The 24,144-nt window shown below is 52.0% G+C and carries 20 protein-coding genes and 1 tRNA gene; 12 read left to right on the top strand and 9 right to left on the bottom strand.

Annotated elements, in window-relative coordinates:
* Positions 1-2: 2 nt before the first annotated feature.
* Both GOV45_RS05740 and GOV45_RS05735 read right to left on the bottom strand, forming a co-directional pair.
* Complete coding sequence (locus tag GOV45_RS05740) at positions 3-1,529, bottom strand: hypothetical protein (protein ID WP_170475448.1); 1,527 nt, start codon at positions 1,527-1,529, stop codon at positions 3-5.
* Complete coding sequence (locus GOV45_RS05735; protein WP_170475446.1) at positions 1,519-1,668, bottom strand: hypothetical protein; 150 nt, start codon at positions 1,666-1,668, stop codon at positions 1,519-1,521. Before GOV45_RS05735 ends, GOV45_RS05740 begins: the two co-directional genes overlap by 11 nt.
* Positions 1,669-1,746: 78 nt before the next feature.
* Between GOV45_RS05735 and GOV45_RS05730 the strand changes: the two genes are divergently transcribed.
* Positions 1,747-2,334, top strand: a complete 588-nt coding sequence (locus GOV45_RS05730) for a shikimate kinase (protein ID WP_170475444.1) — start codon at positions 1,747-1,749, stop codon at positions 2,332-2,334.
* Entirely contained in the window at positions 2,335-3,456 is a 1,122-nt protein-coding gene (gene aroB, locus GOV45_RS05725) for a 3-dehydroquinate synthase (RefSeq protein ID WP_170475442.1), read from the top strand.
* Here the strand turns inward: aroB and GOV45_RS05720 are convergent, their stop codons facing one another.
* A complete protein-coding gene (locus GOV45_RS05720) occupies positions 3,457-4,527 on the bottom strand; it encodes a site-2 protease family protein (protein WP_170475440.1) in 1,071 nt (356 codons plus the stop codon).
* A gap of 17 nt (positions 4,528-4,544) precedes the next feature.
* Positions 4,545-5,024 (bottom strand): single-stranded DNA-binding protein, encoded by a 480-nt coding sequence (gene ssb, locus GOV45_RS05715; RefSeq protein ID WP_170475439.1) that lies wholly within the window; start codon positions 5,022-5,024, stop codon positions 4,545-4,547.
* A 206-nt stretch (positions 5,025-5,230) separates the two neighbouring features.
* On the opposite strand from ssb, the gene GOV45_RS05710 reads away from it, so the two are divergent.
* Positions 5,231-5,809 (top strand): lytic transglycosylase domain-containing protein, encoded by a 579-nt coding sequence (locus tag GOV45_RS05710; RefSeq protein WP_170475437.1) that lies wholly within the window; start codon positions 5,231-5,233, stop codon positions 5,807-5,809.
* A 95-nt stretch (positions 5,810-5,904) separates the two neighbouring features.
* Here the strand turns inward: GOV45_RS05710 and GOV45_RS05705 are convergent, their stop codons facing one another.
* From GOV45_RS05705 to miaA, 5 genes are all read right to left on the bottom strand, one after another.
* Positions 5,905-7,992: a dipeptide ABC transporter ATP-binding protein gene (locus GOV45_RS05705; protein WP_170475435.1), complete on the bottom strand. Its 2,088-nt coding sequence runs from the start codon at positions 7,990-7,992 to the stop codon at positions 5,905-5,907.
* Positions 7,993-8,085: 93 nt separating this feature from the next.
* Positions 8,086-9,549, bottom strand: coding sequence for an ABC transporter permease (locus tag GOV45_RS05700; RefSeq protein WP_170475433.1), 1,464 nt, complete (start codon positions 9,547-9,549; stop codon positions 8,086-8,088).
* A 13-nt stretch (positions 9,550-9,562) separates the two neighbouring features.
* Positions 9,563-10,609: an ABC transporter permease gene (locus GOV45_RS05695; protein ID WP_170475431.1), complete on the bottom strand. Its 1,047-nt coding sequence runs from the start codon at positions 10,607-10,609 to the stop codon at positions 9,563-9,565.
* Positions 10,610-10,729: 120 nt separating this feature from the next.
* Positions 10,730-12,400, bottom strand: coding sequence for an ABC transporter substrate-binding protein (locus GOV45_RS05690; RefSeq protein ID WP_170475429.1), 1,671 nt, complete (start codon positions 12,398-12,400; stop codon positions 10,730-10,732).
* Between the two features lie 336 nt (positions 12,401-12,736).
* Entirely contained in the window at positions 12,737-13,630 is an 894-nt protein-coding gene (gene miaA / locus GOV45_RS05685; protein WP_170475427.1) for a tRNA (adenosine(37)-N6)-dimethylallyltransferase MiaA, read from the bottom strand.
* Between the two features lie 97 nt (positions 13,631-13,727).
* Here miaA and pyrH point away from each other — a divergent pair, with 97 nt between their 5' ends.
* From pyrH to GOV45_RS05640, 9 genes are all read left to right on the top strand, one after another.
* Entirely contained in the window at positions 13,728-14,480 is a 753-nt protein-coding gene (pyrH, locus tag GOV45_RS05680; protein WP_170475426.1) for a UMP kinase, read from the top strand.
* A 104-nt stretch (positions 14,481-14,584) separates the two neighbouring features.
* Positions 14,585-15,811, top strand: coding sequence for an aminotransferase class V-fold PLP-dependent enzyme (locus tag GOV45_RS05675; protein WP_170475424.1), 1,227 nt, complete (start codon positions 14,585-14,587; stop codon positions 15,809-15,811).
* Between the two features lie 46 nt (positions 15,812-15,857).
* Positions 15,858-17,291 (top strand): cryptochrome/photolyase family protein, encoded by a 1,434-nt coding sequence (locus tag GOV45_RS05670; protein ID WP_170475422.1) that lies wholly within the window; start codon positions 15,858-15,860, stop codon positions 17,289-17,291.
* 61 nt (positions 17,292-17,352) lie between these two features.
* Entirely contained in the window at positions 17,353-18,561 is a 1,209-nt protein-coding gene (locus GOV45_RS05665) for an SAM-dependent methyltransferase (RefSeq protein ID WP_170475420.1), read from the top strand.
* Positions 18,562-18,578: 17 nt separating this feature from the next.
* Positions 18,579-19,019, top strand: a complete 441-nt coding sequence (locus GOV45_RS05660) for a TrgA family protein (protein ID WP_170475418.1) — start codon at positions 18,579-18,581, stop codon at positions 19,017-19,019.
* A gap of 696 nt (positions 19,020-19,715) precedes the next feature.
* Positions 19,716-19,868, top strand: a complete 153-nt coding sequence (locus GOV45_RS05655; protein ID WP_170475416.1) for a hypothetical protein — start codon at positions 19,716-19,718, stop codon at positions 19,866-19,868.
* Positions 19,869-20,063: 195 nt separating this feature from the next.
* A complete protein-coding gene (locus tag GOV45_RS05650; RefSeq protein ID WP_170475414.1) occupies positions 20,064-21,098 on the top strand; it encodes a cysteine synthase A in 1,035 nt (344 codons plus the stop codon).
* Complete coding sequence (locus tag GOV45_RS05645; protein ID WP_170475413.1) at positions 21,098-23,524, top strand: DUF3772 domain-containing protein; 2,427 nt, start codon at positions 21,098-21,100, stop codon at positions 23,522-23,524. Before GOV45_RS05650 ends, GOV45_RS05645 begins: the two co-directional genes overlap by 1 nt.
* A gap of 57 nt (positions 23,525-23,581) precedes the next feature.
* Positions 23,582-23,671, top strand: a tRNA-Ser gene (locus tag GOV45_RS05640).
* The last annotated feature ends 473 nt before the right edge of the window (positions 23,672-24,144 follow it).

The raw sequence follows: 24,144 nt of genomic DNA, 5'->3' as shown, positions 1-24,144 counted from the left end.
GGTCAGGCTCCGCCTAAGATCATCAATTGTAAAGCCGCGCGTCTTGCCGTGTTTTCAAGCCCCACTCGGCGAAATGCGGCGATTGCAGCAGTCAAATCGACCAAGTTTCCGCGGGCACCATGACCAAATAATGTCATAGATTCCAAAATTGCTTCACCTAATTGGCCGTCGTCCAACAGAGCTTCGATTTCGGAAGGGATAGGCGCTGACCACACAAAACCTTCAGAGATTGCGTCCGCTAGCGGTGAAGGGGACTGAGCACCACTTGGGTCTCCAAGTGCCAACGCTGCCAGAAACTTGTTCTCGGTTGGTCCTTCCGGCACTGTGCGAGCCACATCTTCGTAAATTTCGGACAGCAACAAAACGCGCCACCGTAAATTTTCTGCTTCCGGGTCCGACAATGGCAAGTTTGCCAGTCTTTCAGCGAACAGTTCAGCAAAAGGCACTTCGAGTCCAATATTTTGCATCTGCTGCCAAACAATAGTGAGGCGCTTCGCTATTTCCTGCCGGTCGGTCGATTGAAGGGCCGACTCAAACTTCTGAACAGCATATACCCTGTCCCAGACGGCGCCTGATGCCGCCGGAGATCTTTCGGTGTACAACCCAAGCAATTGATTGGGTGTCAGTGCCCCAATTCGGGTCAGGCGTTCCGCCGCTTCAATCTGAGCTTTCCACCCCGCAACATCGCGCAAATCTGCATTTGCAAAGGCGCGCGGCAAAGATGCGGTTGGCAGACGCTCTCCAATCGCCTCAAACAACCGGAAGGTCAGCGGATCCGGGCTTTCGGGTTCCGGAAGGTAATCTGCTCCCTCAAACAGTTCGGGACTGAGAAAACGATCCAAAAGAGCCAGCTCCTCTGGCGGCAAAATTTCTAATGCGTGAGCAGCCTCAAGCGTCAGGGCTGCCGATGCCCAGTCACCCCTTCGTGCCTTGCAAAAAATTTGCGCGGAGTAATCTCGCGACAGACTGGGCTGTGCGATTAGGGCACTGCAGCTTCTGTCTTCGTCCCCGGTCAGAAGTGTTGCGTCAAACCATTTCTGAAACCGCGATTGCGTATCGGTTGGACCCGCCAACTGAACGAGCGATTGAACCGGATCGGCAGCTCCAAGCTGCATCAAACGGTTCAGTCGGGACATTAAAAGTTGATCTTGCGTATCGGGCCCAGAGGGTGGGCGGGCTTCGGATAATAGCAGCGTAAACAGGAGCCTTTGCATGGCTGGGATAGACTTGACAGGTACACGCCGGATCAATTCATCCAATCGATTGGGATCGCTGCCTTGCCACATGGTTACAGGCAGTCCCGTGACAGAAGAAGAAACTAGCCCCAGAGGTGGCGACAAAGATTCGAGTGGAGTCACTTGAACGTCAGGCTGCAATCCTGTCTCGGTCACGGGAGGCTCAAGCAGAACGGTAACCGGCAAGTTTTCCGGCGGATTAGTCAACCAGTCGATCACCGACAGCGGTTTTTCACTCTGAGCTTGCGCTGCCCCCGCCAGAGACATTGCTAAAAGGGCAGTCCTAATCGGCATTCAAGTTGACCGGCTCGCGAATTTCACTTTGAGGTGCCGAAAAGTCCGCGCCAAAAAACGGACCTAGGTACGCGTAGCCCACCAACCCGATGAAACACAGGCAAATTAGGTACAGGAAGAACTTTATTATGCGGCCCATGGTAAACGCTGCCTCATTTTTTCATTTTGTCCAAGTTATAACTGGCATTTTCTCCAAGATCACGTCATTCAAGATGAAATGAGCGAATTACAGCAAAATGCACCTTTGGATAAGCCGCCGCAGCGTTTTGACCTGCGCAAAACGGTTGTTTTGGTCGGTATGATGGGCGCAGGTAAAACAGCAGTAGGTCGATCGCTGGCCATGCGTCTGGGTGTCCCCTTTTTGGACAGCGATGCCGAGATCGAATCGGCCGCTAATATGACCATTCCAGAAATTTTCGCACGAGATGGAGAGGCGTTCTTTCGTGAAAAGGAAAGCCAAGTCATAAGCCGGCTGCTGGATGAAGAAAAATGTATTCTTTCAACTGGCGGCGGCGCCTTTCTATCGGAAAGAAACCGCAAGATGATCTCAGACAGAGGTGTTTCGATCTGGCTGCGAGCCGATCTCAGTGTGTTATGGAACCGGGTACGCCACAAGGATACGCGTCCACTTTTGCGCACCTCAGATCCACATGCGACCTTGCGCGCGCTGTATGAAGACCGGATTCCGGTTTATTCGCAGGCCGATTTGGTGGCGGAATCCGACGGTGAAACCGCAATCGATGACATGGTCGATCGGGTATTGGAAGCGTTGGTGACGCGCCCGGATGTTTTGGAACTAAAGTAAATGCATCAATCAGTACATGTAGAGCTGGGCGAGCGCTCATATGACGTGGAAATCGGACCAGATCTGTTGCCGCAGGCCGGCGTGCGTATTGCCCCACTATTACCGCGCCCTCGCGTTGCCGTTATAACCGACGAGACAGTTGCAGCATTGCATTTGGAAGCTCTGCGGGATGGGTTGGGTTCAGCTGGAATTGAAATGACGTCGCTTGCTTTACCTGCGGGGGAGGCCACTAAGAGTTGGCCACAATTTGAACGTGCCGTTGAATGGTTGTTGTCAGAAAAGGTCGAGCGGCGTGATGTGGTTGTGGCACTTGGCGGTGGTGTGATTGGCGATTTGGCAGGTTTTGCGGCCTCGGTTCTTCGCCGTGGTGTTCGTTTTGTGCAAATCCCTACTTCGTTACTGGCGCAAGTTGATAGCTCGGTCGGGGGCAAGACCGGGATCAATGCGCCGCAGGGTAAAAACCTGATCGGAGCTTTCCATCAACCGTCTCTGGTACTTGCGGACACTTCAGTTCTCAGCACTCTTAACGCCCGAGACTTTTTGGCTGGCTACGGGGAGGTAGTTAAATACGGATTGTTGGGCGACGAGGTTTTTTTTGAGTGGCTTGAGGCGAATGGTCCGGCTTTGTCATCGGGCGATATGTTGGCGCGGGTGCAGGCTGTTACCCGTTCGGTACAGATGAAGGCCGATATTGTCGCGCGAGACGAAACCGAGCAAGGGGATCGCGCCTTACTGAATCTTGGCCATACTTTTTGTCATGCTCTTGAGGCGGCAACCGGCTATTCTGACCGTTTGCTGCATGGTGAAGGCGTGGCAATCGGATGTGCTTTGGCGTTTGAGTTATCTGCGCGGTTGGGACTTTGCGCACAAGAAGACCCAAGCCGAGTGCGCGCGCATCTGCGTGCGATGGGAATGAAAACGGATTTGGCAGACATACCTGGTGATTTGCCCGATGCGGCGGCTTTGGTCGCCCTAATGGCACAAGATAAAAAAGTAGTAGACGGCCAGTTAAGGTTCATTCTGGCCCGCGGTATCGGGGAAGCTTTCGTGACATCGGATGTTCCGCAAGAAGCAGTCGCTTCGGTTCTTCAAGACGCGTTGGCCAATCGCAGATCGAATTGATCAACGTCCGCTTATCACCATCAGCTCACCGATGTTTTCGCGCGTGATGTAGCCGACGATCTTTCCAGCTTTGGTTTTGACTGCAATTGCTGGAGCGCCCATGTGCAAGCCGTCAAGAACATCGTTTAGCCCACTGGTCAAAGCGACTTGCGGGATATCGACATCCATGATCGAGGTGATCGGATCGGATCTTGGATGTTCGCTGGCAAGAGCGCTCAAAAGGCGATTGCGCGTGAGGAACCCAAGAAGACGGCCGTGTCCATCTAAAACGGGAAACTCGGGCTGTGTCGTATGAATGACTGCCTGCGCCGCCATATTCAGAGTGTCATTTGGTGATAGCGATTGGAATTCGGTGATCATTGCGTCACGTGCCAATACTTTGCGGGTTACGGCGCGCAACGCTACATCCTGACTTTCAGCATTTGCTGCAATGAAAACGAATACTGCAATCAAGACGAGAATTGGATTACCTGTGGTCAATCCGAGAAACCCGAGGCCAACAGCAACCATCTGGCCACTAACAGCCGCTATGTGTGTGGCTTTGACGCGGTCCATTTTCAGGCACAACAGCGCCCTAAACACACGTCCACCGTCCATTGGAAATGCCGGGATCATGTTAAATGCGGCCAAAAGCAGGTTCACGAACGCAAGGCGTCCCAACAAATTCCCGTGGCCTGAATCCAACTGTGCAAGTGTATCGACCTGCGTACCCGAGCCTAACACCATAAGAATTGCCCATATGACAACATTTACGGCAGGTCCGGCTAAAGCGACCCAGACTTCTTGGATAGGATTTTCAGGCATCCGCTCCAGCCGGGCCAACCCGCCAATCGGCAACAAGGTAATGTCTGGTGTACGGATGCCATACCGACGTGCCATTAGCGCATGGCCAAATTCGTGAGCGACAACGCAGGCAAACAGGGCCACAACAAATATGAGATTGTTTATCGCCGCCGGCCATCCGCCTTCGGAGTAAGCAGCGAACCCGATCCACGCAAGAAGCAGGAAAAAGGTGGCATGCACCCTAAGCTCTGAGCCGAATAATCGCCCAAGAGGGAAGGACCATGCCATTTCTATCTCCGCTTTTCTTAGAACGGAATCTCGTCGTCGTCGATCCCGCCCGATGCAGGTGCAGGTGCGTTAGACGATCCGCCATATGGGTCGCCATAGCCACCACCGGCTTGACCGCCGCCGAACCCGCCTCCGCCGCCTTCACCGCGTGCATCCAGCATTACGAGCGTTGAACCAAAGCCCTGCAGGACGACTTCGGTCGAGTAGCGGTCCTGCCCGGACTGGTCCTGCCATTTGCGGGTTTGCAGTTGCCCTTCCAGATAAACTTTCGAGCCCTTGCGCAGGTATTGCTCAGCGACCCTGACAAGACCTTCGTTGAAGATCGCGACCGAGTGCCATTCCGTACGTTCTCGGCGTTCCCCGGTATTGCGGTCTTTCCAAGTTTCCGATGTCGCGATCCGCAGGTTGCAGACTTTACCGCCGTTCTGGAAAGTCCGCACCTCAGGATCGCGGCCCAAATTGCCGACCAGAATGACCTTGTTGACTGAACCCGCCATTTAAACCTCGTTCTTTTCTGACTGGTGGACACCCGAATCTGGCGCCCAATTCTGGAATCGACCCTATACGGCCTGTGCCAGGGTTAAAACATCGATGATCATGCAACTTTCGCTGCAAAAATTTTAGGACTGCGTTAACCAAGCTTTCATTTTGGGGTCTGATACTTATAATTGGTCTGGTTGATATGCGAACGGGATTGCCTTTAATGCGTGTTCTGGTGAGTGGTTTTGCGGCTTTATGTCTGTGCCTGACGTCCGTTCCGGTGCATTCGCAGGTGCTATCTACCAAGAATCGCAAGGCGATTTTTCTAAAGCAAGCCAGAGTGTTAGATAATCGCGCTGCGACGCAGTATCGCGATTCCGAACGCCTGAAGCCAAAGTCCGAAACATCCGGCTTCTCCAAGCGGTACACCGGAAGTTACCGGGGTCAGTTTCTGAATCATGCGCGAAAGGCTGCGCGCAAACATGACGTGCCAGAGGAGCTGTTTCTACGCCTTGTGCAACAAGAAAGCGGATGGAATCCGGGTGCGGTGTCCCATAAAGGCGCACTTGGGTTGGCTCAGTTGATGCCCCAGACCGCACGATTGCTTGGCGTTGACCCGTACGATCCGATCCAAAATCTCGAAGGTGGCGCTCGATATCTGTCTTGGCAATATCGCAAGTTTAAGTCTTGGCGATTGGCGCTGGCTGCTTACAATGCCGGACCTAAGGCGGTTGAGCAGTATGATGGCATCCCACCATATGCCGAAACCCAGAATTACGTGAAAGTCATCTGGGGCGGTTAAAATTCCAAACAACGTTTGGATTGACCAAATTGCAAACCCAAGGCGCATTGTGGGCTGGTTTGATCAACCAGCCCTTTTCTGCGTCAAAAAATACGCTATTCGGCCGCAATTTTGATGACGGGTTCCATACGCGCCAGAATGTCCTCGGCCAGATGGCATTTGACCTGATGGCCGTCAGCGAGGGTTTGCACTGGGGGTACATGGGATTCACAACGACCGTCCGGAACTTCGGATTTCCAACGGCACCGGGTTTGGAACGGACAGCCGGGTGGGGGGTTCATAGCCGACGGGATATCGCCCTCTAAAACGATGTGTTGTTTTTCTACTGAAGTATCCGCAATAGGAACCGCACTCAGAAGGGCCTCGGTGTAGGGGTGATAAGGGGGGCTGAACACTTGATCGGTGGTGCCCAGCTCGACCACGTGACCCAGATACATAACCATGACCCTGTCACTCAGGTAGCGAACAATGGAAAGGTCATGGCTAATGAACAATAGCGTGGTTTTTTGTTCACGCTGGATTTCCATCAACAAATCCGTGACCGCAGCCTGCACCGAAACGTCCAAGGCTGAAACCGGCTCGTCAGCGACCACAATACGGGCGTCGCCCGCAAAGGCACGCGCGATGCCAACACGTTGCTTTTGACCACCTGACAACTGTCTCGGCATCCGATCCGCAAAGGCACGTGGCAGCTTAACAAGGTCCAGCAGCTCCAGCATGCGTTTTTTGCGCTCGGCTTCCGAATTTCCAACACCAAAGATTTCCAGTGCTCGAATAATCTGACGTCCAACTGTCATCGAGGGATTTAATGTGTCGAACGGGTTCTGGAAAACCATCTGAACCTCGCCCACGGTTTTGGCGTCCCGTTCTTCGATGGGCACGTCTTCGATATTGCGATTATCCAGCAAAATTTGTCCGTCGGTAGCTGTCTCAAGCCCCATCAGGACCTTAGCAAAGGTTGATTTGCCACATCCTGACTCACCTACAATTGCCAGAGTTTCTGATTCGTGCGCCTCGAAACTTAACGTTTCATTGGCTTTGACTACTTTCTTTTCACCGCCGCCGAACAAGGCGTTTGCCGCAACCTCGTAATATTTCTTGAGGTTGTCCATCTTAAGTACCGTACGACCGATGGCACCTTTTTCTTTTTGTTCCGCCGCTGCGATTGGCGCATTCCAATCGATTTCCTGGAATTTCAAACAGCGCGTGTGATGGCGATCATTCCCCGGCACAGCTTGCATTAAGACATCCTGCGCATCGCAACGACCCTCTTCGAAGTAGTCACAGCGTGGGCCAAAGTTACATCCTGACGGACGTTCATGCGGCAAGGGAAAGTTGCCGGGAATTGCCACCAGCGGCCGCGAATTCTTGTCAGCGCCGGGCAAAGGGATAGACCGAAAGAGCGCCTGAGTATAGGGGTGCTGCATTTCGTCGAAAACGTCATGGATTGATCCGCGTTCGACCGCTTCGCCTGAATACATCACGCACAGCCTGTCGCAGGTTTCCAGCACCAGGCCAAGGTTGTGCGAAATGAAAAGCATCGAGGTGCCGTATTTCTTGCCCAGATCTTTTACCAGTTCTACTACTGCCGCTTCGACTGTCACGTCCAAAGCGGTCGTCGGTTCGTCGAGGATCAACAAGGCGGGTTTAGACATAAGTGCCATCGCGATCACGATGCGCTGCTGTTGTCCGCCGGACAACTGATGCGGGAAAGAGTTCAGCATACGCTCGGGGTCAGGCAGGCGAACGTCAGTGACCACTTCCAAGGCCCGCGCATAAGCCTCTTCTGCACCGACTCCTTCGTGGATCATCGGCACTTCCATCAACTGCTTGCCGATTTTCATCGCGGGGTTAAGCGAAGCCATCGGTTCCTGATAGATCATCGCTATTTCATTGCCGCGAATGTCTCGCAGTTCTTCTGTCGTCATCTCGGACAGATCGCGGCCTTTAAACTTGATCGAACCGCCAACAATGCGACCGTTCTTTCCAAGATCCTGCATCACGCCCAACGCGACAGTGGATTTTCCGCAACCAGATTCACCGACCAGCCCAACAGCCTCGCCGGGTTCAACACTGACTGAAAAGTCCATTACTGCGGGAATTTCCCTGAGGCGGGTGAAAAATGAAATGGACAGTTTGTCAATCTCTAGTATTGGGCCGTCGTAGTCCGCCAGTTTGTTCATCTTCTATCTCCTCGCGAGAGTCGGGGGTTTTCCCGTCATCTTGCTAAAAATACGTCATGCACCCGGGGGCGCTGGCCCCCGGATTTGATCACGTCAGTCCTTCAGACTTTCTTCTCGCAATCCGTCTGCCAAAAGGTTCAAGCCAAGAACCAGTGACAGAAGGGCCAAAGCAGGCGGAAGGGCAGGGTGCAAATAAATCGAAAGAAGCTTACGCCCCTCATTGATCGTTGAGCCCCAGTCCGGGCTTTCCGGTGGCAAGCCAAGACCGAAGAAACCCAAGGTTCCTAAAAGGATGGTGGTGTACCCAATACGTAGACAGAAATCGACGATCAGCGGACCGCGCGCATTCGGCAGAATTTCCCACAGCATGATGTACCAAGGACCTTCGCCCCTGGTTTGAGCTGCAGCAACGTAATCTCGGGTTTTGATGTCCAGTGCCAGGCCGCGCACAATACGGAACACGGTTGGCGAGTTTACAAAGACAACCGATACAAACACCACAAGAATACCACCGGGGATGTCAAACAGGTCCAGATAGGTCGGCAATCCCCAGATACGGTAGCTATCGGTATTTATGATGTAACCGCCTGTCGAGATTAGCGATAGGTAGAGCCAGATCGCGACACCAAGAACCCCGATCAACAGAGGCGTCCGGAATTTTGGGCGGGTGTAGTAACGCGAATTCAGCAGGACGCCCAAGAACAATATCGGAAAGACGAATAGCACGGCTGCCATATAGTTCGGCACGCCGGTTGCGACGATCTCGGGAGTGACCAGCAAGTAGAATAGCAAGATCACCGGGAATGCCAAAATCAGGTTCGCCAGAAACGACAAAAGCGTGTCAAGACGTCCACCATAATATCCGGCAGGCAAGCCCAACGTGATCCCTACCATGAAGGCAAACATTGTCGCCAGAGGCGCAATTTGAACAACGATCCAAGCACCCTTGACCATGCGACTGAAAACATCACGAGCCAGATTGTCGCCGCCGAGCAAGTACCAGGAATAGGCACCTTCTTCCGAGCCGGGTAGCGGTGTTCCAGGCACCTTGTTTTTCATTCCCGAAATCTGAGCCAATGGATCGTGAGTGACGATCAGATCAAGCGCTCCAAAAATACCGGTGAACACCCAGAACATAACAAGCCCAAATCCAATCATCCCAATGGGGCTGTCGAATAGTTTACCGTAAAGGCCAAGCTTGCGTTTGAAAGCAATAGACATTGCATAAAGGATAATCAGCGATAGCCAGACAGGTAGAAATTGCTGCGACATCGCTCCGATAATTCCAGCGCCGGTTCCCAACAGAATGCCCAGCAAGATATAAGCAACCGCCAGACCTACGCTTGCCAAAAAGCTGTAACGCAGCACCGATTGAATGAGGTTCCGTACACCAGAGCCTGATGTCAGAGTACCATCAGGGTTCACGGTCATCTGTGGTTCGGGCAGGATGATGCTTGCCAGGATCCACACGACAATCGACAGAGCCATCAGAGCAAGAGCGACGGCCAGCAGCGGGTTCAGAAAGGCGATAGAGCCGGTCCAGGTAAGAGGTTCCATGTCCTATCCTCCCTTATGAAATACGGATGCGTGGGTTGAGGTAAACATAGCCGATATCCGAGATCAGCTGCGTAACCAGCACCACAAAGACAGACACGACCGAAATTGCCAGCAATAGCTGGATGTCGTTGTTCCCCGCCGCCTGAACCAGCGCCCAACCAAACCCTTTGTAATTGAAAAGGGTCTCGACGATCACCACGCCGTTCAGCAGCCATGGGAACTGCAGCATGATGACGGTGAAAGGCGCGATAAGAGCATTACGCAGTGCGTGTTTCATTACAATGTTCGGAAACGATACACCCTTAAGCCGCGCTGTTCGGATATACTGTGCCGTCATGACCTCGGTCATCGAGGCGCGGGTCATCCTGGCGATATAGCCCATTCCATACAGCGCAATTGTTAGAACAGGCAGGAAAAAGTTCTCAAACGTCGGATTTTCCATCGCCTGAGTTGCCGTACCCTTGAACCATTTTAAACCCACGGCGGATGATGTGAAAATCGCAATGAAGATAACACCTGACACATATTCAGGTGTAGCCGTAGTCGTAATAGCGAAGGTGGACAGAGTGCGGTCCGTTGCTGAACCTTCTTTCATACCAGCAAGAATGCCCAGAATAAGCGCCGACGGGACCATCAACAGCATAACCCAAAACATCAATCGTCCGGTTAACGCCAACCTGTTGCCAACAACGACCGACACCTCTTCTTTGAAAACAGTAGAGTATCCCCAATATCCTTGAAGTATACCGCAAAACTTAGGCGCTTCGTCTGCTGCTTGACCGGGAAGAATGCATCTACCCTGAACAGTACCGTCTTCATTTGTATGACGGAATGAAGGAAGGACGCCCAGCCATTCGCCATATTTGATAGGCGTCGGCTGAAGGTACCCGTTTTTCTCAAGGTAACTGCTGACCTGCTCATCCGACATTCTGAAATTGCCCTGCGTTTTGGCGAGCTTTTCGAGGTTCGGATAGAGGTTTGTAAGGAAAAAGACCAAAAAAGTTAGGCATAATGCAGTCAGCAGCATGATGCCGACGCGCCTTAGAATAAATAGTCCCATGTTAGCCCCTGTTGGTAGGCTTGCGTAAATGCCTTAAGGCTTTACGATTAGCTGTTTTTATGTTCGCCGCAATCAGGACGAAAAGGCCGCGCCTGTTTGGCGCGGCCTATCTTTTTCAGCTTAGGAAACGATGCCGAATTTATACAGCTGCGGAAGGTCTGCAATGTGTTTTTCGACGCCAACCATATTGTCACGGTGATGGCGCATTGCCGTCCGCCAATACGGTTGTATGACCACGCCCTCATCGATCATGATGGCCTGAAGCTTGGCCATCACTTCCCGACGCATGTCAACGTCGGCAATGGAGTTTGCTTCAGCCAAGAGCTTATCAAACTCATCATTGGCAAAACCGGACTCATTCCACGCGACACCTGATTTGTAGGCCAAAGCAAGTACCTGCGTGCCAAGCGGCCGATGGTTCCAGTTGGTCGAGGAATAAGGATACTTGGTCCAGTCATTCCAGAAGGTAGATCCCGGAAGAACTGTATGCTTTGCCTTTATGCCCGCGTCGTTCAGTTGGGCAACGACAGCCGCCGTCGTGTTGCGACGCCAGTCATCGTCAATTGACTGCACTTCATGTTCGAAATCGCCCATTCCGGCTTCGTCCATCAATGCTTTTGCACCCGCTGGGTCATAAGGGATGCGAGTCACTGCCGAGTCATATTCCGGATGCATTGGTCCAACGTGACAGTTTTCAGCAGGAATACCGTATCCCGACATACCAAGTTCCAGACACACTTCGTTGTCCACAGCCATGGCAAGAGCCTGACGTACACGCTTGTCGCCATAAATCTTGTTGCCGTTTGCGTCTTCCGCCAACTGGTTCGGACGAATAACAATAGTGAACCCGGATGGGATTTCAGACCGAACCAGACCGATGCCGTCGAAGATGTCGACAAATTCGCCAACGGACTCCCAGTTCATGTCGATTTCTTCGGCTTCGTAAGCAGCGAGGAAAGCTGCTGGGTCAGTGCCATAGTCAATGAACTCGATGCGGTCGATATAACCACCTTTGCCCGCTTCGTAGCCCCACCATTCGAAGCCTTCGTTGCGAACCAATACTCCCTTTACGCCGACTTCGTGGCTTTCTGGGATCATGAAGCCTGTACCGACAGGGTTGTCCAACATGTTGTTGGCATCATGGCTGCTGTGAACGATAGCTGCTGGATAGTCGGCCATACCTGGAATGATGGTGATGTCAGGCGCGTTACACTTCAACTTAACGGTGTGGCTGTCGACAACAGTGATTGCGCCGTCCGCAGCTTGCTGCGTCCCTTCGTCAATCAAAGATGCCATACGCGACGCCATCGAGTTACCTTCGAGCGCTGTGTCGCACCATCCCGTGATATTCCTGGCGACGTCTTCTGCAGTAAAATCGTCTCCGTTGTTCCACTTGACGCCCTTGCGAACATTCAAAGTGTATTCGGTCGCGTCATCGTTGGCTTCCCAGCTTTCTAGCAGCATCGGCTTGAACGAACCGTCGTTGTTGTACTCGACCAGGTATTCCAGCCAACCTGCAGTAAACGTGGCGATCTGTGTCCAGTCATAAGTACGCGGATCTTTAAGTGCGCGCACTTCCATCTGATAGCGAATAGTGCCGCCACGCTGAGGCTCCTGCGCGGCTGCAGGCGATTTCAGTCCGATCAGACCGTAAGCCGCCGGAGCCGCGACGCCCAGCGCTGTGGCGCGTGCCATGAACTCACGACGGCTAAGTTTGCCATCGCGGTACTCTTGCGCGTGCATCTCTGCCGCCCAGTGCACCTTATTCTTAGCGGATAGTTGATTACTCATAAATGTCTCCCTGTGACACGTATTTTATTGATTGTTCGATGCGTTACGCGACCCTTTGAGGGCCGGTCCGTAAAGCGAAGGGTTCTTGATTTCGGATACTGTACATCCCCATGCGGGTATTCGGCACCAGTTTTCGACTCGCGTCAATGTTCGAAATCGTCATCCAGAGTACAAAAACGACATTCGTTTAGAAAGTCGGCGAACTGTGGTTTGAACCATTTGTGAACAAACGGATATTGAATGATCGAACGAACAAGAACCAATCATCGGCAAAGAAGGTGCCATAATGTTTTGTCATTGCTTCTTTTTCCTGAATTGCTCAGTACTGAAATTTGACTAATTGGCGACGTCGAAGCGATGCCAAGTTTTCATACGAGCGCGAAACCAAGTCCGCTGGCGTTTGGCAAATTGCCGGGTAGCGACAGTGGCTTTTTCGGTTGCTTCCTCCAAAGAACATAGACCGTCCAAGTGTGCCATCAATTCCGGCACACCGATGGCTTTGAAAGATGGAAGAGCCGGATCATATTTACCGCGCATAGCAGCAACCTCATCCAGCGCACCCATTTGCACCATCTGGTCAAATCTGCGTGTGATGCGTTCGTTCAGCCAAGCCTTGTCCGTTTCAAAGACGATCGGAACCGCGTTATCCGGTGATAAGGCCGGGGGAGGGGTCTCCTCCTGCCATTCGCGCAATGAGCGACCTGTCGCGACCTGTACCTCCCAAGCGCGCTGAACGCGGGCGCGATTGTTAGCATCTAGCCTTTGCAAGGTTTTGGTTTCGATACCATGGATCAACTCATGGAGTTCCATTTCGTCCGCTCGAGCCCTTACAGACGGTGGCGTTGTGGGAATGTCGGCCATCCCTTCGGTAAGTGCGGAAAAGTACAGGCCGGTGCCCCCGACTATGATCGGGCGCGTGTTGCGTGAAAGCAAAGGAATGACTTCACGTAGCCAATGGCCAGTGGAGTAGACTTGGTCAAACGCGATATGGCCGTACAGTGCATGCCGCGCCCTGATTTCGTCTTGCTCTGACGGACGCGCCGAAATGATGCGCCAGCAATCGTAAACCTGACTGGCGTCCGCGTTGACGATCACACCGCCGAAGCATTCCGCAATTTGCAAGGCCAGTTCGGACTTTCCTGATGCGGTTGGTCCGGCGATTAGGACAGGTTTGTCATCCGAAAGGTCGGGTAGCCGTTCCAACAGCCGGTTCTTGGTAGTATCGGCCATTCAAGTCCGCCTTAATCGTGACTATCCGCATTGAACCTGCGGAAGTTTTGCTCCATTTTGCGCCGGAAAATAAACCCGTGCCAGCCCGGAGCGCAATATGACCCTTTCCCCGCCAACAGACACAGATGAATCCCCAAACACAAAGTACAGGCGTGTGATGCTAAAAATATCAGGCGAAGCGCTGATGGGGGATCAGGGATTTGGACTGCACCCCCCGACAGTCCAACGTATTGCGCAAGAAGTTAAATCTGTTCACGATCTGGGCGTGGAAATTTGCATGGTCATCGGTGGCGGCAACATTTTTCGTGGTCTATCGGGGTCAGCGCAAGGGATGGAGAGAACCACGGCAGATTATATGGGGATGCTAGCAACCGTAATGAACGCGCTTGCAATGCAGTCTGCACTGGAAGGCATTGGTGTTTTTACCCGCGTCATTTCAGCCATTCGTATGGACGAGGTCTGTGAGCCGTATATCCGCCGTCGCGCCGTGCGACACCTAGAGAAAAACAGGGTCTGTATCTTTGCGGCAGGCACCGGAAACCCTTATTTCACTACGGACACTGCTGCAACGCTGCGCGCTAATGAGATGGCCTGCGAAGCGATCTTCATGGGCAAGAACGGCGTTGACGGTGTTTACGACAAAGATCCTAAGACGAACTCGGATGCTGTGCGATTAAAAACTGTTACCTACGACGACGTTCTCGCAAAACGCCTGAGAGTAATGGATGCTTCGGCTATAGCGCTGGCGCGAGACAATAATCTTCCGCTGATCGTATTCGGACTTGATGAGCCTGGCGGCTTCCGAGGTATTTTGGCGGGCGAGGGCACGTACACCAAGGTTCAGGGATAAGCTTCTGATCTTATAGCAAAAAGTCCCGCGCAAATGAACAACCTTCATTCCACATTGTTTTGACTACGGTCTGTCAAAGAAGCAAATCCGAGGAGAGTAGAGGCATGAGCAATTTAGATATTGACTTCGTTCGGACTCAATTTCCGGCCTTCGCGGAACCCAGTCTCAGCGGGCAGGCTTTTTTTGAGAATGCGGGTGGTTCGTACACCTGCAAGCCTGTGATTGATCGTCTGTTTCGCTTTTACACGCAGCGCAAAGTTCAACCCTATTCGGCCTACGAAGCCAGCAGATTGGGCGGTGAAGAGATGGATGAAGCTCGTCAGCGTCTTGCGGCAGTGTTGGGAGTGGACACGGATGAATTGTCTTTCGGGCCCTCGACAACGCAAAACACTTACGTGCTGGCGCAAGCTTTCCGGCAATGGATGCAAGCGGGTGACGCTATTATCGTCACCAATCAAGATCACGAGGCGAACTCGGGTCCATGGCGCCGTTTGGCGGAAGAAGGTGTCGAAGTCAGAGAATGGAAAATCGACCCAGAGACTGGGTCGCTTAACCCGCGAGACCTTGAAAATCTACTCGATGAGCGTGTGCGTCTTGTATGTTTTCCGCATTGTTCCAACGTTGTGGGCGAAATCAATCCAGTAACCGAAATTACCGCGATTGCTCATGCGGCTGGGGCGTTCGTCTGCGTTGATGGAGTGTCCTATGCACCGCATGGGTTTCCGAACGTGGGTGAGCTTGGCCCAGATATCTATTTGTTTTCGGCCTACAAAACTTATGGCCCTCATCAAGGCTGCATGGTTATTAGACAAGCGTTAGGCAATCTGTTGCCCAATCAGGCCCATTATTTTAACGGTGACATACTTTATAAACGCTTCACACCTGCCGGTCCGGATCATGCTCAGATCGCCGCAAGCGCCGGAATGGTGGATTATGTTGACTTACTTTGCGATCATCACAATGGGCCGAAAGACAGTGCGGCGGGAAGCGGAGCATTCGTTCACGATTTAATGCGCGAACACGAAATCTCTCTGCTGCAACCTGTTTTGGATGCAGTGAAAAACAGAAACGCTGTGAGGTTGATCGGACCGAGTGATGCCGGGCGGCGCGCGCCAACCGTAGCTTTGGCGCTAAATAGGAAAGCAGAGGTGGTTGCCGCAGAACTTGCAGGGCACGGCATAATGGCTGGCGGAGGGGATTTTTATGCCGTTCGTCCGCTTCAGGCGATGAGTGTTGACCCAGATCAGGGTGTGTTGAGGCTAAGTTTCACGCACTATACTTCGCGACAGGAAATTGATCAGTTGCTTGAGGCGCTTGATAGCGTTTTGTGATCCAGCGTCGGCTCGTTTTCGTACCAGTAGGAAAGCGGGTTAGAAAATGAACAACGGGCTTTCTCCAATTATATTGTGGTTCAGGCGCGATCTGCGCCTGCATGACCATTTTGCATTGGAGGCAGCGTCAGCGTCGGGTCGTCCAATTCTTCCGTTGTTTATCTATGACGACCCAGTGCAAGAGTTGGGTGCTGCGCCAAAATTCCGGTTGGGTTTAGGCCTTGGAGTTTTAGCCGAAACAATACAATCACGCGGCAGTCGCCTAATTTTCCGTCGCGGATCTGCGCTGGAGGCTCTTGAAGCGGTGATAGCCGAAACTGGAGCAACGAGCGTCTTTTGGACACGCTCTTACGACCCAACTTCGATTACCCGGGATACTCTGATTAAGTCAAAATTAGCAGAGCGGGGCATTGAGGCGCGCTCGTTTGCTGGTCATTTGTTATTCGAACCTTGGGAGGTCGCGACAAAGGCAGGGCAGCCCTTTCGAGTGTTTACCCCTATGTGGCGCGCGGTAAGTGGTCGCGACGTCGCGACGCCGCGGCCAGAACCCAGGTCATTGCGGCCCATGTCGAAATGGCCCCGATCTGATCGGCTGGGTGATTGGCATCTTGATCGCAAAATGAATCGTGGTGCTGACGTAGTTCGTTCCTTTGTTAAAGCGGGAGAGGCGGCCGCGCTTGATCGGCTAGACGCGTTCTTGCGGCGCATCAGTGATTATGCAGGTCGACGCGACAGCTTGGACCAAGCCGGAACCTCTGATTTGTCGGAGTATTTATCGCTGGGAGAAATTAGCCCTCGCGTAATTTGGCATAGGGTTCAGAATGCGGCGAGGCTAGGTGCGTCAGGAACTGATGCGTTTCTGAGGCAACTGATTTGGCGCGAGTTTTCATATCACCTGATGTACCACACTCCGCACATGCTGACTGACAACTGGAAGCCTGACTGGGGACAATTTCCGTGGGAAACCTGCACAATTGCGAAGTCTGCTGTTTGCTGGAAACAGGCACGTACCGGTGTTCCGATTGTCGATGCCGGTTTGAGGCAGATGTTCGTGACCGGTCGGATGCATAACCGCGCAAGAATGATTGTTGCTAGTTACCTGACTAAACATCTGATGGTTCACTGGAAGATCGGAATGGATTGGTTCGCTGAATGCCTTACGGACTGGGATCCGGCAGCTAACGCAATGGGGTGGCAGTGGGTTGCCGGGTCTGGTCCGGATGCGGCGCCCTTCTTCAGAATTTTTAATCCAGAGACACAGCGGGAAAGATTTGATCCAAAGGGAACGTACCTCAAGCAGTGGATAGCGGAAGGCAGCACCAGCCCAACGTCTACGGCACTAGCCTATTTCGACGCAGTACCCCGATCATGGGGGCTTAAGCCTAGTGATTCTTACCCACAACCGATCGTCGGATTGAAAGAAGGGCGTGAACGGGCGCTTGCCGCGTACGAAAGCAGAAAATCACCGGTAAGGAATTGAAAACTTGCCAGAAACGAAATCCCGTCCTAGCCTTACGTCGCAACCGCAAAGGGGAGAGCGGATGTTTCTGACGACGACTGATGGGCAGGAGAACCTGCCAAGATATTTTACGCAAGTCTTCAAAATGCTGGGCCATATGAAGGCCGGGCGGCTTGATATAGTGCTGCCAGATGGTCGCGTGTTTCGAGCCGAGGGTGCAGAACCGGGGCCGGTGGCCCGAGTGGATATCCACGATCCCGAGGTCTTTTCGCGGTTGATCCGTGAGGGGGAACTAGGCTTTTCGGATGGTTATCTGGAGGGCGATTGGAGCACTCCTGATCTTCGGGCTTTCATGGACCTTGTGCACTTGGGTACCGAGACAGTCTATGACGATTTCACTGGCAAGTTTTTGGTCCGTGCGTATGAAAGACTGCGATTTTGGTTACACCGAAACAATCGACGGCAGGCGAAAAAGAATATTTCTTACCATTACGATTTGGGTAATGATTTCTATGGCCTATGGCTGGATGACACCATGACGTATTCCAGCGCGATCTTTGAAACAGGGCAGGAAAGCTTGGAAAATGCGCAGACTGCGAAATATTCCAGTCTTGTGGACGAGATGGGTGCCAAGCCCGGGGATCATATTCTGGAGATAGGATGTGGTTGGGGTGGTTTTGCCGAGTATGCAGCAAAAGAACGTGGATTGCGTGTCACAGGCCTGACTATTAGTCAAGAACAACTTAATTTCGCCAGAGAACGTATTGATAAAAAAGGGCTTTCAGATCTTGTGAGCTTCAAGCTCCAGGACTACCGCGACGAACGTGGGCAATACGATGGAATTGCTTCGATTGAGATGTTCGAGGCCGTTGGTCAAAGATATTGGCCGGTATATTTCGATACTGTACGCGAGCGCTTGAAACCTGGCGCTCAAGCCACATTGCAGATTATCACGGTAGCTGACCATCGTTGGGATGTTTATAAAAACGGGATCGATTTCATTCAGAAATACATTTTTCCAGGTGGGATGCTGCCTGCTCCTAAAATTCTGAAAGAGCAAATTGGTCTGGCCGGTTTGGAACTGGTCCGATCTAAAGAGTTTGGAAAAAGCTACGATTTGACCCTGCGAAGGTGGTACGAAACTTTTAATTCCAAATGGGATCAGATCTCAGAAATGGGTTTTGATGAGCGTTTTCGCCGCATGTGGAATTATTATTTGACCGCATGTGGCGCAGCCTTTGACACGGGTAATTGCGATGTGACACAGATCACAATAGCGAAACCCAGTTAATGGACGGACCAAGCAAAATGCCTACCGCTGCACGCCTTGTTGCCGCCACGTGCCTGTTGGTCATAGGGTTTTTGGTTTCGTCCATGATAATGGCCAACGGCGAGGAAGGTAAATCCTACGGGTATTTCCCCGTGGTGAATATGGCGCTTGGTGTCGCGTGTGGCTGGACCGTCATGGGCAAACGGGCTGGTCGTGGTTGGACGGCTGCGGTTAATAATGGTCTTACAGGCGTTGCTTCGTTGGTGTTCTGGGGGCTATTCGTTCAGGGTACGTATGAGATGGTCAGGCAGGCCATGCGTAACCGTTTCGAAGGGCCATTTGAGGCTATATTGGCGATTTTTGAAATTGGGGTTGGGTTTGCCGAGCAGCTCTGGGCATCCGAAATTATTCTAACTCTGGTAATTGGAGCCGTAGTATCTGGTATAATGACCGAGATTGCTGCTCGTCGGTGGAATTAGGTTGGCGGAGCCCTGCAAGCAGGTTTTTGGGTGTGACAATTGCATTTTCTTCCGTGTTTCCACATGTTCTGGTTTTAGAAAGGGTTGCCAGTACGTAAATGTGCTGAGAAACGAATTTTAAAGGCTGAATAGGCCGATCACGAGATTCAAGAGGAATTTTTTCAGTGATTGCGCCCAAGGCGGGTTCCGCAACATGGGCCGATCGTGGACCCTATCGGAGTTGCAACGATTTGGGCCAGATTGTCCTCAAAACGGGTATTGTAGGCTACAGGCTTGAAACAAGCACTGTGCAAACTGTGGCGGTAAAAAATTTAAGTAACACACGATTTGCCAAAAAATTTTCTTTTAAATTAAATGAGCTTTGATTCCTAACCTATTGAAATAAATAAAAAGTGATATTTTCGCACCATCGACCCTAGGTCAATAACCGATCTAAGCCGCTGTTATCAAAGCACCAACCTTCTGCACAAAAAGCGTCATGACACATTGGAACTTGCGAAAGCATGTCGGTCCATTTTTTGTCTGTGCAGATGCCGTTCTTTTTTTACCCAAGTGCGCGATTCGGGTCTACTGATTGACCAAATCCGTTTGCCGATTTCTAGTCAAAGATCCCAAGCCGCGGATTTCGGATGCTTTTGCCGGATTGACCGAACAAGGTGCAGCATCCAGTCAGACCATTCACTACGATACGATGCAATGGAAGAAGCGTTTATTGCATTGACAGCCCTTGAGTTTGTTGGGGATGCTCAGTCGGAATGCGGGGCTTTGGTAGAAATCGTATATTTATTTGTAGTTTTGGCGGAATTGGTCTGTACCGTCGTAGGTAGTGGACTGACTGCCGAAGACTAAAAGGACGTCGAAAAATAGAGCTGTTCTCGGGTTTCAAGGATCAGATGCACAGCCGAAAAACAAGAGTTCTCCCTTGCCGATGTCGGTTCACTGGCCAGCACCTCATTCAGAACGACAACGTACTTGGCTATCACAGCTTGTGGTTGGGGCAGGGCACCTGTAAATCTTCTGCGAACCTAACGACAAGAGGGTGCCATGCGCATTGCACGAGACCTTGCCGACGCGGTCGGGAAAACACCACTGATCCGTCTGCGCCGTATAAGCGAAGAAACCGGGTGCGAAATTCTGGGCAAGGCCGAATTTATGAATCCTGGTCAATCGGTTAAGGACCGCGCAGCACTGTTTATTATCCGGGATGCGATTGCGCGGGGGGAATTGAAACCGGGCGGAACGATCGTCGAGGGTACAGCGGGCAATACCGGCATCGGACTTGCCCTGGTAGGTGCGTCGATGGGTTTTAAAACGGTTATTGTTATTCCAGAAACTCAGTCCGAAGAAAAAAAAGATATGCTGCGTCTAGCTGGCGCTCAACTGGTTCAGGTGCCAGCAGCGCCATATCGCAATCCCAACAACTTTGTGCATTACTCGCGTCGCTTGGCAGAGGAATTGGCCCACACTGAGCCTAATGGTGCGATCTGGGCCAACCAATTCGACAACGTTGCCAACCGTCGGGCGCATGTTGAAACCACCGGACCAGAAATTTGGGAGCAAACCGAAGGCAAGGTTGATGGCTTCGTCTGCGCGGTGGGGTCTGGCGGCACGCTTGCTGGGGTGGCGGAGGCGCTACAGCCAAAAGGTGTCAAGGTCGGTTTGGTCGATCCGATGGGTGCAGGTCTTTATTCTTACTACACCACCGGCGAGATAGCGATGGAAGGCGGATCAATCGCCGAGGGTATTGGCCAGGTTCGGATCACGAAAAACCTTGAAGGGTTCCAACCGGACTACGCCTATCAGATGACCGATAACGAAGCACTGCCTTACATCTTCAATTTGCTGCGCGAGGAAGGTTTGGTTATGGGCGGTTCGACAGCTATAAACATGGGCGGAGCTGTGCGTTTGGCACGTGAGCTTGGGCCGGGCCACACCATTGTGACCATCCTTTGCGATTACGGCACGCGCTATCAATCGAAATTGTTCAATCCGGACTTCTTGCGAGAAAAAGAGCTTCCTGTTCCAGATTGGATGACCGAAGCACCTCGCAGCATACCTGGCGTGTTTGAGGACGTATGATGCAGCAGCAGGTTCGCCTGTTCCTAGCCTTTGTTATGCTTTGCCTGTTCGGGCTGGGCGGTCCGGTTTTCGCCCAGCTAACGGATAAGCAAAGCGATTATTATAGAGGGTGGATAAGTACTGCGGACCGCGCCGAAGCAGTGATCGAGGCCAACCGAGCATCGAACGCTTCACTAGAAAATCTACGTTCAGAAATAAATAGTTACAGGGAAGACTTTAACAGCGCCCGCAGTGCAAATACCGATCGCATTCAGACGCTTGAGAACCAGTTGAAGGCTTTGGGCCCCAAACCTGAAGAAGGGACAACCGAACCAGAAGACATCGCCACGCTGAGGGCCCATCTGGAAACCCAATTAGATAGTCTCAAGGTCCCACGGATTATTTCCGAAGAAGCATACAGTAGAGCAAACGGTCTGATTAACGAAATCGACCAAATCATACGCGAACGCCAAAAAAAGGAACTGTTAGAGCGCGGGCCTTCGCCGCTTAACCCGGTTCATTGGAGACCCGCCTGGATTGACGTGACCGAAGCCGCGCGGAGTTTGGTCAATGAAACAGTTGAAAACGTTCGGTCAGACGTTTTCAAAGAACAGTTGCAGGATCGTGGACCGCAAATTCTAATCTTGGTTATTATCGCAGCGGTACTGCTTTTGTATGGTCGCCGATGGTCCGAAAAAGGCGGCGAATATCTCAGGCGCTTTGGTGGCAAGGGCAGCGGTGTATGGACATTCATAGTGTCCCTGTTGCGTATAGTTCTTCCGTGGATCGGGGTTGTTTTCTTAGTGGAAGCGGTTGTTCTGACCGGTGTACTTGGACTGCGTGGAAGCTTGCTTTTCGAGAAAATTCCGTATTGGGCAGCGATAATCCTCTACTTCGATTGGATCGGACGTCAAGCGTTCTTGATGGGACAGTCCAACAACTTTAAGCGCCTTTCAGCCCCTAAAATCAAAGAATTGCGAGTTTACATTGATCTTCTCGCTGCGATGTTAATTTTACATGAGCTGGCTGTTTTATTCGAACAAATCGAAAATATTTCGGATGCGACGCGGGCTGTTGTCGGGTTCCCAGTAATTGTTCTGAGCTCTCTGCTTTTGCTTCGAATTCGGCAGGTTCGCCAATCGACGACAGAAATGGCGGAAAACGAAGCCTATTCCGGCAGGGCAGCTGGCTTTAGCCAAGTGATTGAGTTCATCCGTCGTGCTTTGTTTTTGCTTGGAATTACCACGCCTGTTCTTGCTGCTGCCGGATTTATTAACGCTGCCGAGGCAATCGTTTTTCCAACCATCAAAACTTTGGTGTTGATTGCAGCGCTCGTAATTTTTCAGAGGTTCATCACCGCGATCTACGGTTGGATAACTGGTCAGGGTGAAAAATCTCAGGATTCGTTGTTCTCTGTTTTAGTCGGCTTTTTACTCGCAATTTTGTCACTGCCGATACTCGCGTTGTATTGGGGCGCACGACAATCCGATTTAAGCGAGGCCTGGTCACGTTTGAAGTTGGGCTTTGACATTGGCGGTGTCACAATTTCCCCCAGCAACTTTCTGACATTCGTCGCTGTGTTCGCCATCGGGTATACCCTGACGCGATTGTTGCAAAGCGGATTACGCAATTCGCTTCTACCGAAGACGAGTATCGATCCCGGCGGCCAGAACGCCATTGTCGCTGGAACCGGGTATGTGGGCATTTTCTTTGCCGCACTCGCTGCGATTATCGTGGCTGGGTTTGATCTGTCTTCGCTTGCAATCGTCGCTGGCGCACTGTCGGTCGGGATCGGTTTTGGACTGCAGACCATTGTTTCAAACTTCGTCTCGGGTATTATTTTATTGGTCGAGCGTCCTATCTCAAAGGGTGATTGGATCGATGTAAACGGAATGATGGGTTACGTTCGGGATATTTCCGTTCGTTCCACACGAATTGAAACCTTCGACCGGACCGACGTGATTGTTCCGAATTCAGACCTGATAAGCGGGGTCGTAACCAATTACACCCGAGGTAACACAATTGGTCGAGTAATCGTTCCAGTGGGTGTTGCATATGGCACTGATACAAAAAAAGTTGAGAATATTCTGCGTGAAATTGCCAACAACCATCCCATGGTTCTGGGCAATCCCGCGCCAAACATAGTTTTTCAAGGATTCGGGGCCGACTCGCTTGATTTCGAAATCCGCGCGATACTTCGGGACGTGAACTGGGTTCTATCTGTCAAATCCGATATGAACCATGAGATCAACCGCAGGTTCGTCGACGAAGGCATCGAAATCCCATTTGCCCAGCGCGATATTTGGTTGCGTAATGCCGAAGTTCTTCACGAAACATCAGTTGGAGAACCCAAGGTGCCTGCTAAAAGTGCGGCAGTTAAAAGGCAAGCCGGGCCTGTTGACCTAAACCAAACTGATATGGAATCCGACGACGGCGACGAAGCATAATTCGACTTTATTCTGGCCTTGCAAATCTCGTTTCGATGGTCCAAGTATCGCCGACATGGAGAGGTGGCCGAGTGGTCGAAGGCGCACGCCTGGAAAGTGTGTAGGCGGGAAACCGTCTCCAGGGTTCGAATCCCTGTCTCTCCGCCACACACCTAATTCATCGTGAGACATTAATGTGAGTTCCTGATTTTGTCCCGTTATTCCGGGGGCTTGCGCCGTGTTCCAACGCGCGGAGACGCCACCCGGAGACGGTATTTTCTCGTATTCCCCGCTGCGTCTCTGCACGGCAAATACCGGGGGTCGGTTTTGCCCCGTAATTTCCCTGCTAGCAGGGAATTTACAGGGAATTTTCTCCCATTGGCGCTCTTTGAGCTGTCTCTGACGCAGATATTTCCCACTGAATCAGTGGGTTAGCGTGCAATTCCCTGAGGTGTCGAGCAGGGAATTTGCAGGGAAATCTGCACGAGGGGTTCAGGCGTGATCAGGAAAACCCGTAAAGCCGGTCCTGAAGGTCCCAATCGAGCGGAACAGGTCGGTCCAGAATGCGTTTCAATGTGAGCTCCGGCGGCTGTGTGCCATCACGGATCGCAGCCTGGATCTTCGGTGAAAGAAAGGCGAGC

Source organism: Ruegeria arenilitoris (assembly GCF_013035425.1).
Classification (GTDB): Bacteria; Pseudomonadota; Alphaproteobacteria; order Rhodobacterales; family Rhodobacteraceae; genus Ruegeria; species Ruegeria arenilitoris_A.
Note: the sequence above shows the minus strand (reverse complement) of the source record. Positions and strands in the feature narration are given on the sequence as shown.

Coding starts and splice junctions, on each gene's coding strand:
- ssb (WP_170475439.1), bottom strand. CDS start 5,024: ATGGCGGGTTCAGTCAACAAGGTCATTCTGGTCGGCAATTTGGGCCGC.
- GOV45_RS05705 (WP_170475435.1), bottom strand. CDS start 7,992: ATGAACAAACTGGCGGACTACGACGGCCCAATACTAGAGATTGACAAA.
- pyrH (WP_170475426.1), top strand. CDS start 13,728: ATGACCCTTTCCCCGCCAACAGACACAGATGAATCCCCAAACACAAAG.
- GOV45_RS05730 (WP_170475444.1), top strand. CDS start 1,747: ATGAGCGAATTACAGCAAAATGCACCTTTGGATAAGCCGCCGCAGCGT.
- GOV45_RS05665 (WP_170475420.1), top strand. CDS start 17,353: ATGTTTCTGACGACGACTGATGGGCAGGAGAACCTGCCAAGATATTTT.
- GOV45_RS05740 (WP_170475448.1), bottom strand. CDS start 1,529: ATGCCGATTAGGACTGCCCTTTTAGCAATGTCTCTGGCGGGGGCAGCG.
- GOV45_RS05670 (WP_170475422.1), top strand. CDS start 15,858: ATGAACAACGGGCTTTCTCCAATTATATTGTGGTTCAGGCGCGATCTG.
- miaA (WP_170475427.1), bottom strand. CDS start 13,630: ATGGCCGATACTACCAAGAACCGGCTGTTGGAACGGCTACCCGACCTT.
- GOV45_RS05720 (WP_170475440.1), bottom strand. CDS start 4,527: ATGGCATGGTCCTTCCCTCTTGGGCGATTATTCGGCTCAGAGCTTAGG.
- GOV45_RS05655 (WP_170475416.1), top strand. CDS start 19,716: ATGGAAGAAGCGTTTATTGCATTGACAGCCCTTGAGTTTGTTGGGGAT.
- GOV45_RS05700 (WP_170475433.1), bottom strand. CDS start 9,549: ATGGAACCTCTTACCTGGACCGGCTCTATCGCCTTTCTGAACCCGCTG.
- GOV45_RS05650 (WP_170475414.1), top strand. CDS start 20,064: ATGCGCATTGCACGAGACCTTGCCGACGCGGTCGGGAAAACACCACTG.
- aroB (WP_170475442.1), top strand. CDS start 2,335: ATGCATCAATCAGTACATGTAGAGCTGGGCGAGCGCTCATATGACGTG.
- GOV45_RS05645 (WP_170475413.1), top strand. CDS start 21,098: ATGCAGCAGCAGGTTCGCCTGTTCCTAGCCTTTGTTATGCTTTGCCTG.
- GOV45_RS05675 (WP_170475424.1), top strand. CDS start 14,585: ATGAGCAATTTAGATATTGACTTCGTTCGGACTCAATTTCCGGCCTTC.
- GOV45_RS05660 (WP_170475418.1), top strand. CDS start 18,579: ATGCCTACCGCTGCACGCCTTGTTGCCGCCACGTGCCTGTTGGTCATA.
- GOV45_RS05695 (WP_170475431.1), bottom strand. CDS start 10,609: ATGGGACTATTTATTCTAAGGCGCGTCGGCATCATGCTGCTGACTGCA.
- GOV45_RS05735 (WP_170475446.1), bottom strand. CDS start 1,668: ATGGGCCGCATAATAAAGTTCTTCCTGTACCTAATTTGCCTGTGTTTC.
- GOV45_RS05710 (WP_170475437.1), top strand. CDS start 5,231: ATGCGTGTTCTGGTGAGTGGTTTTGCGGCTTTATGTCTGTGCCTGACG.
- GOV45_RS05690 (WP_170475429.1), bottom strand. CDS start 12,400: ATGAGTAATCAACTATCCGCTAAGAATAAGGTGCACTGGGCGGCAGAG.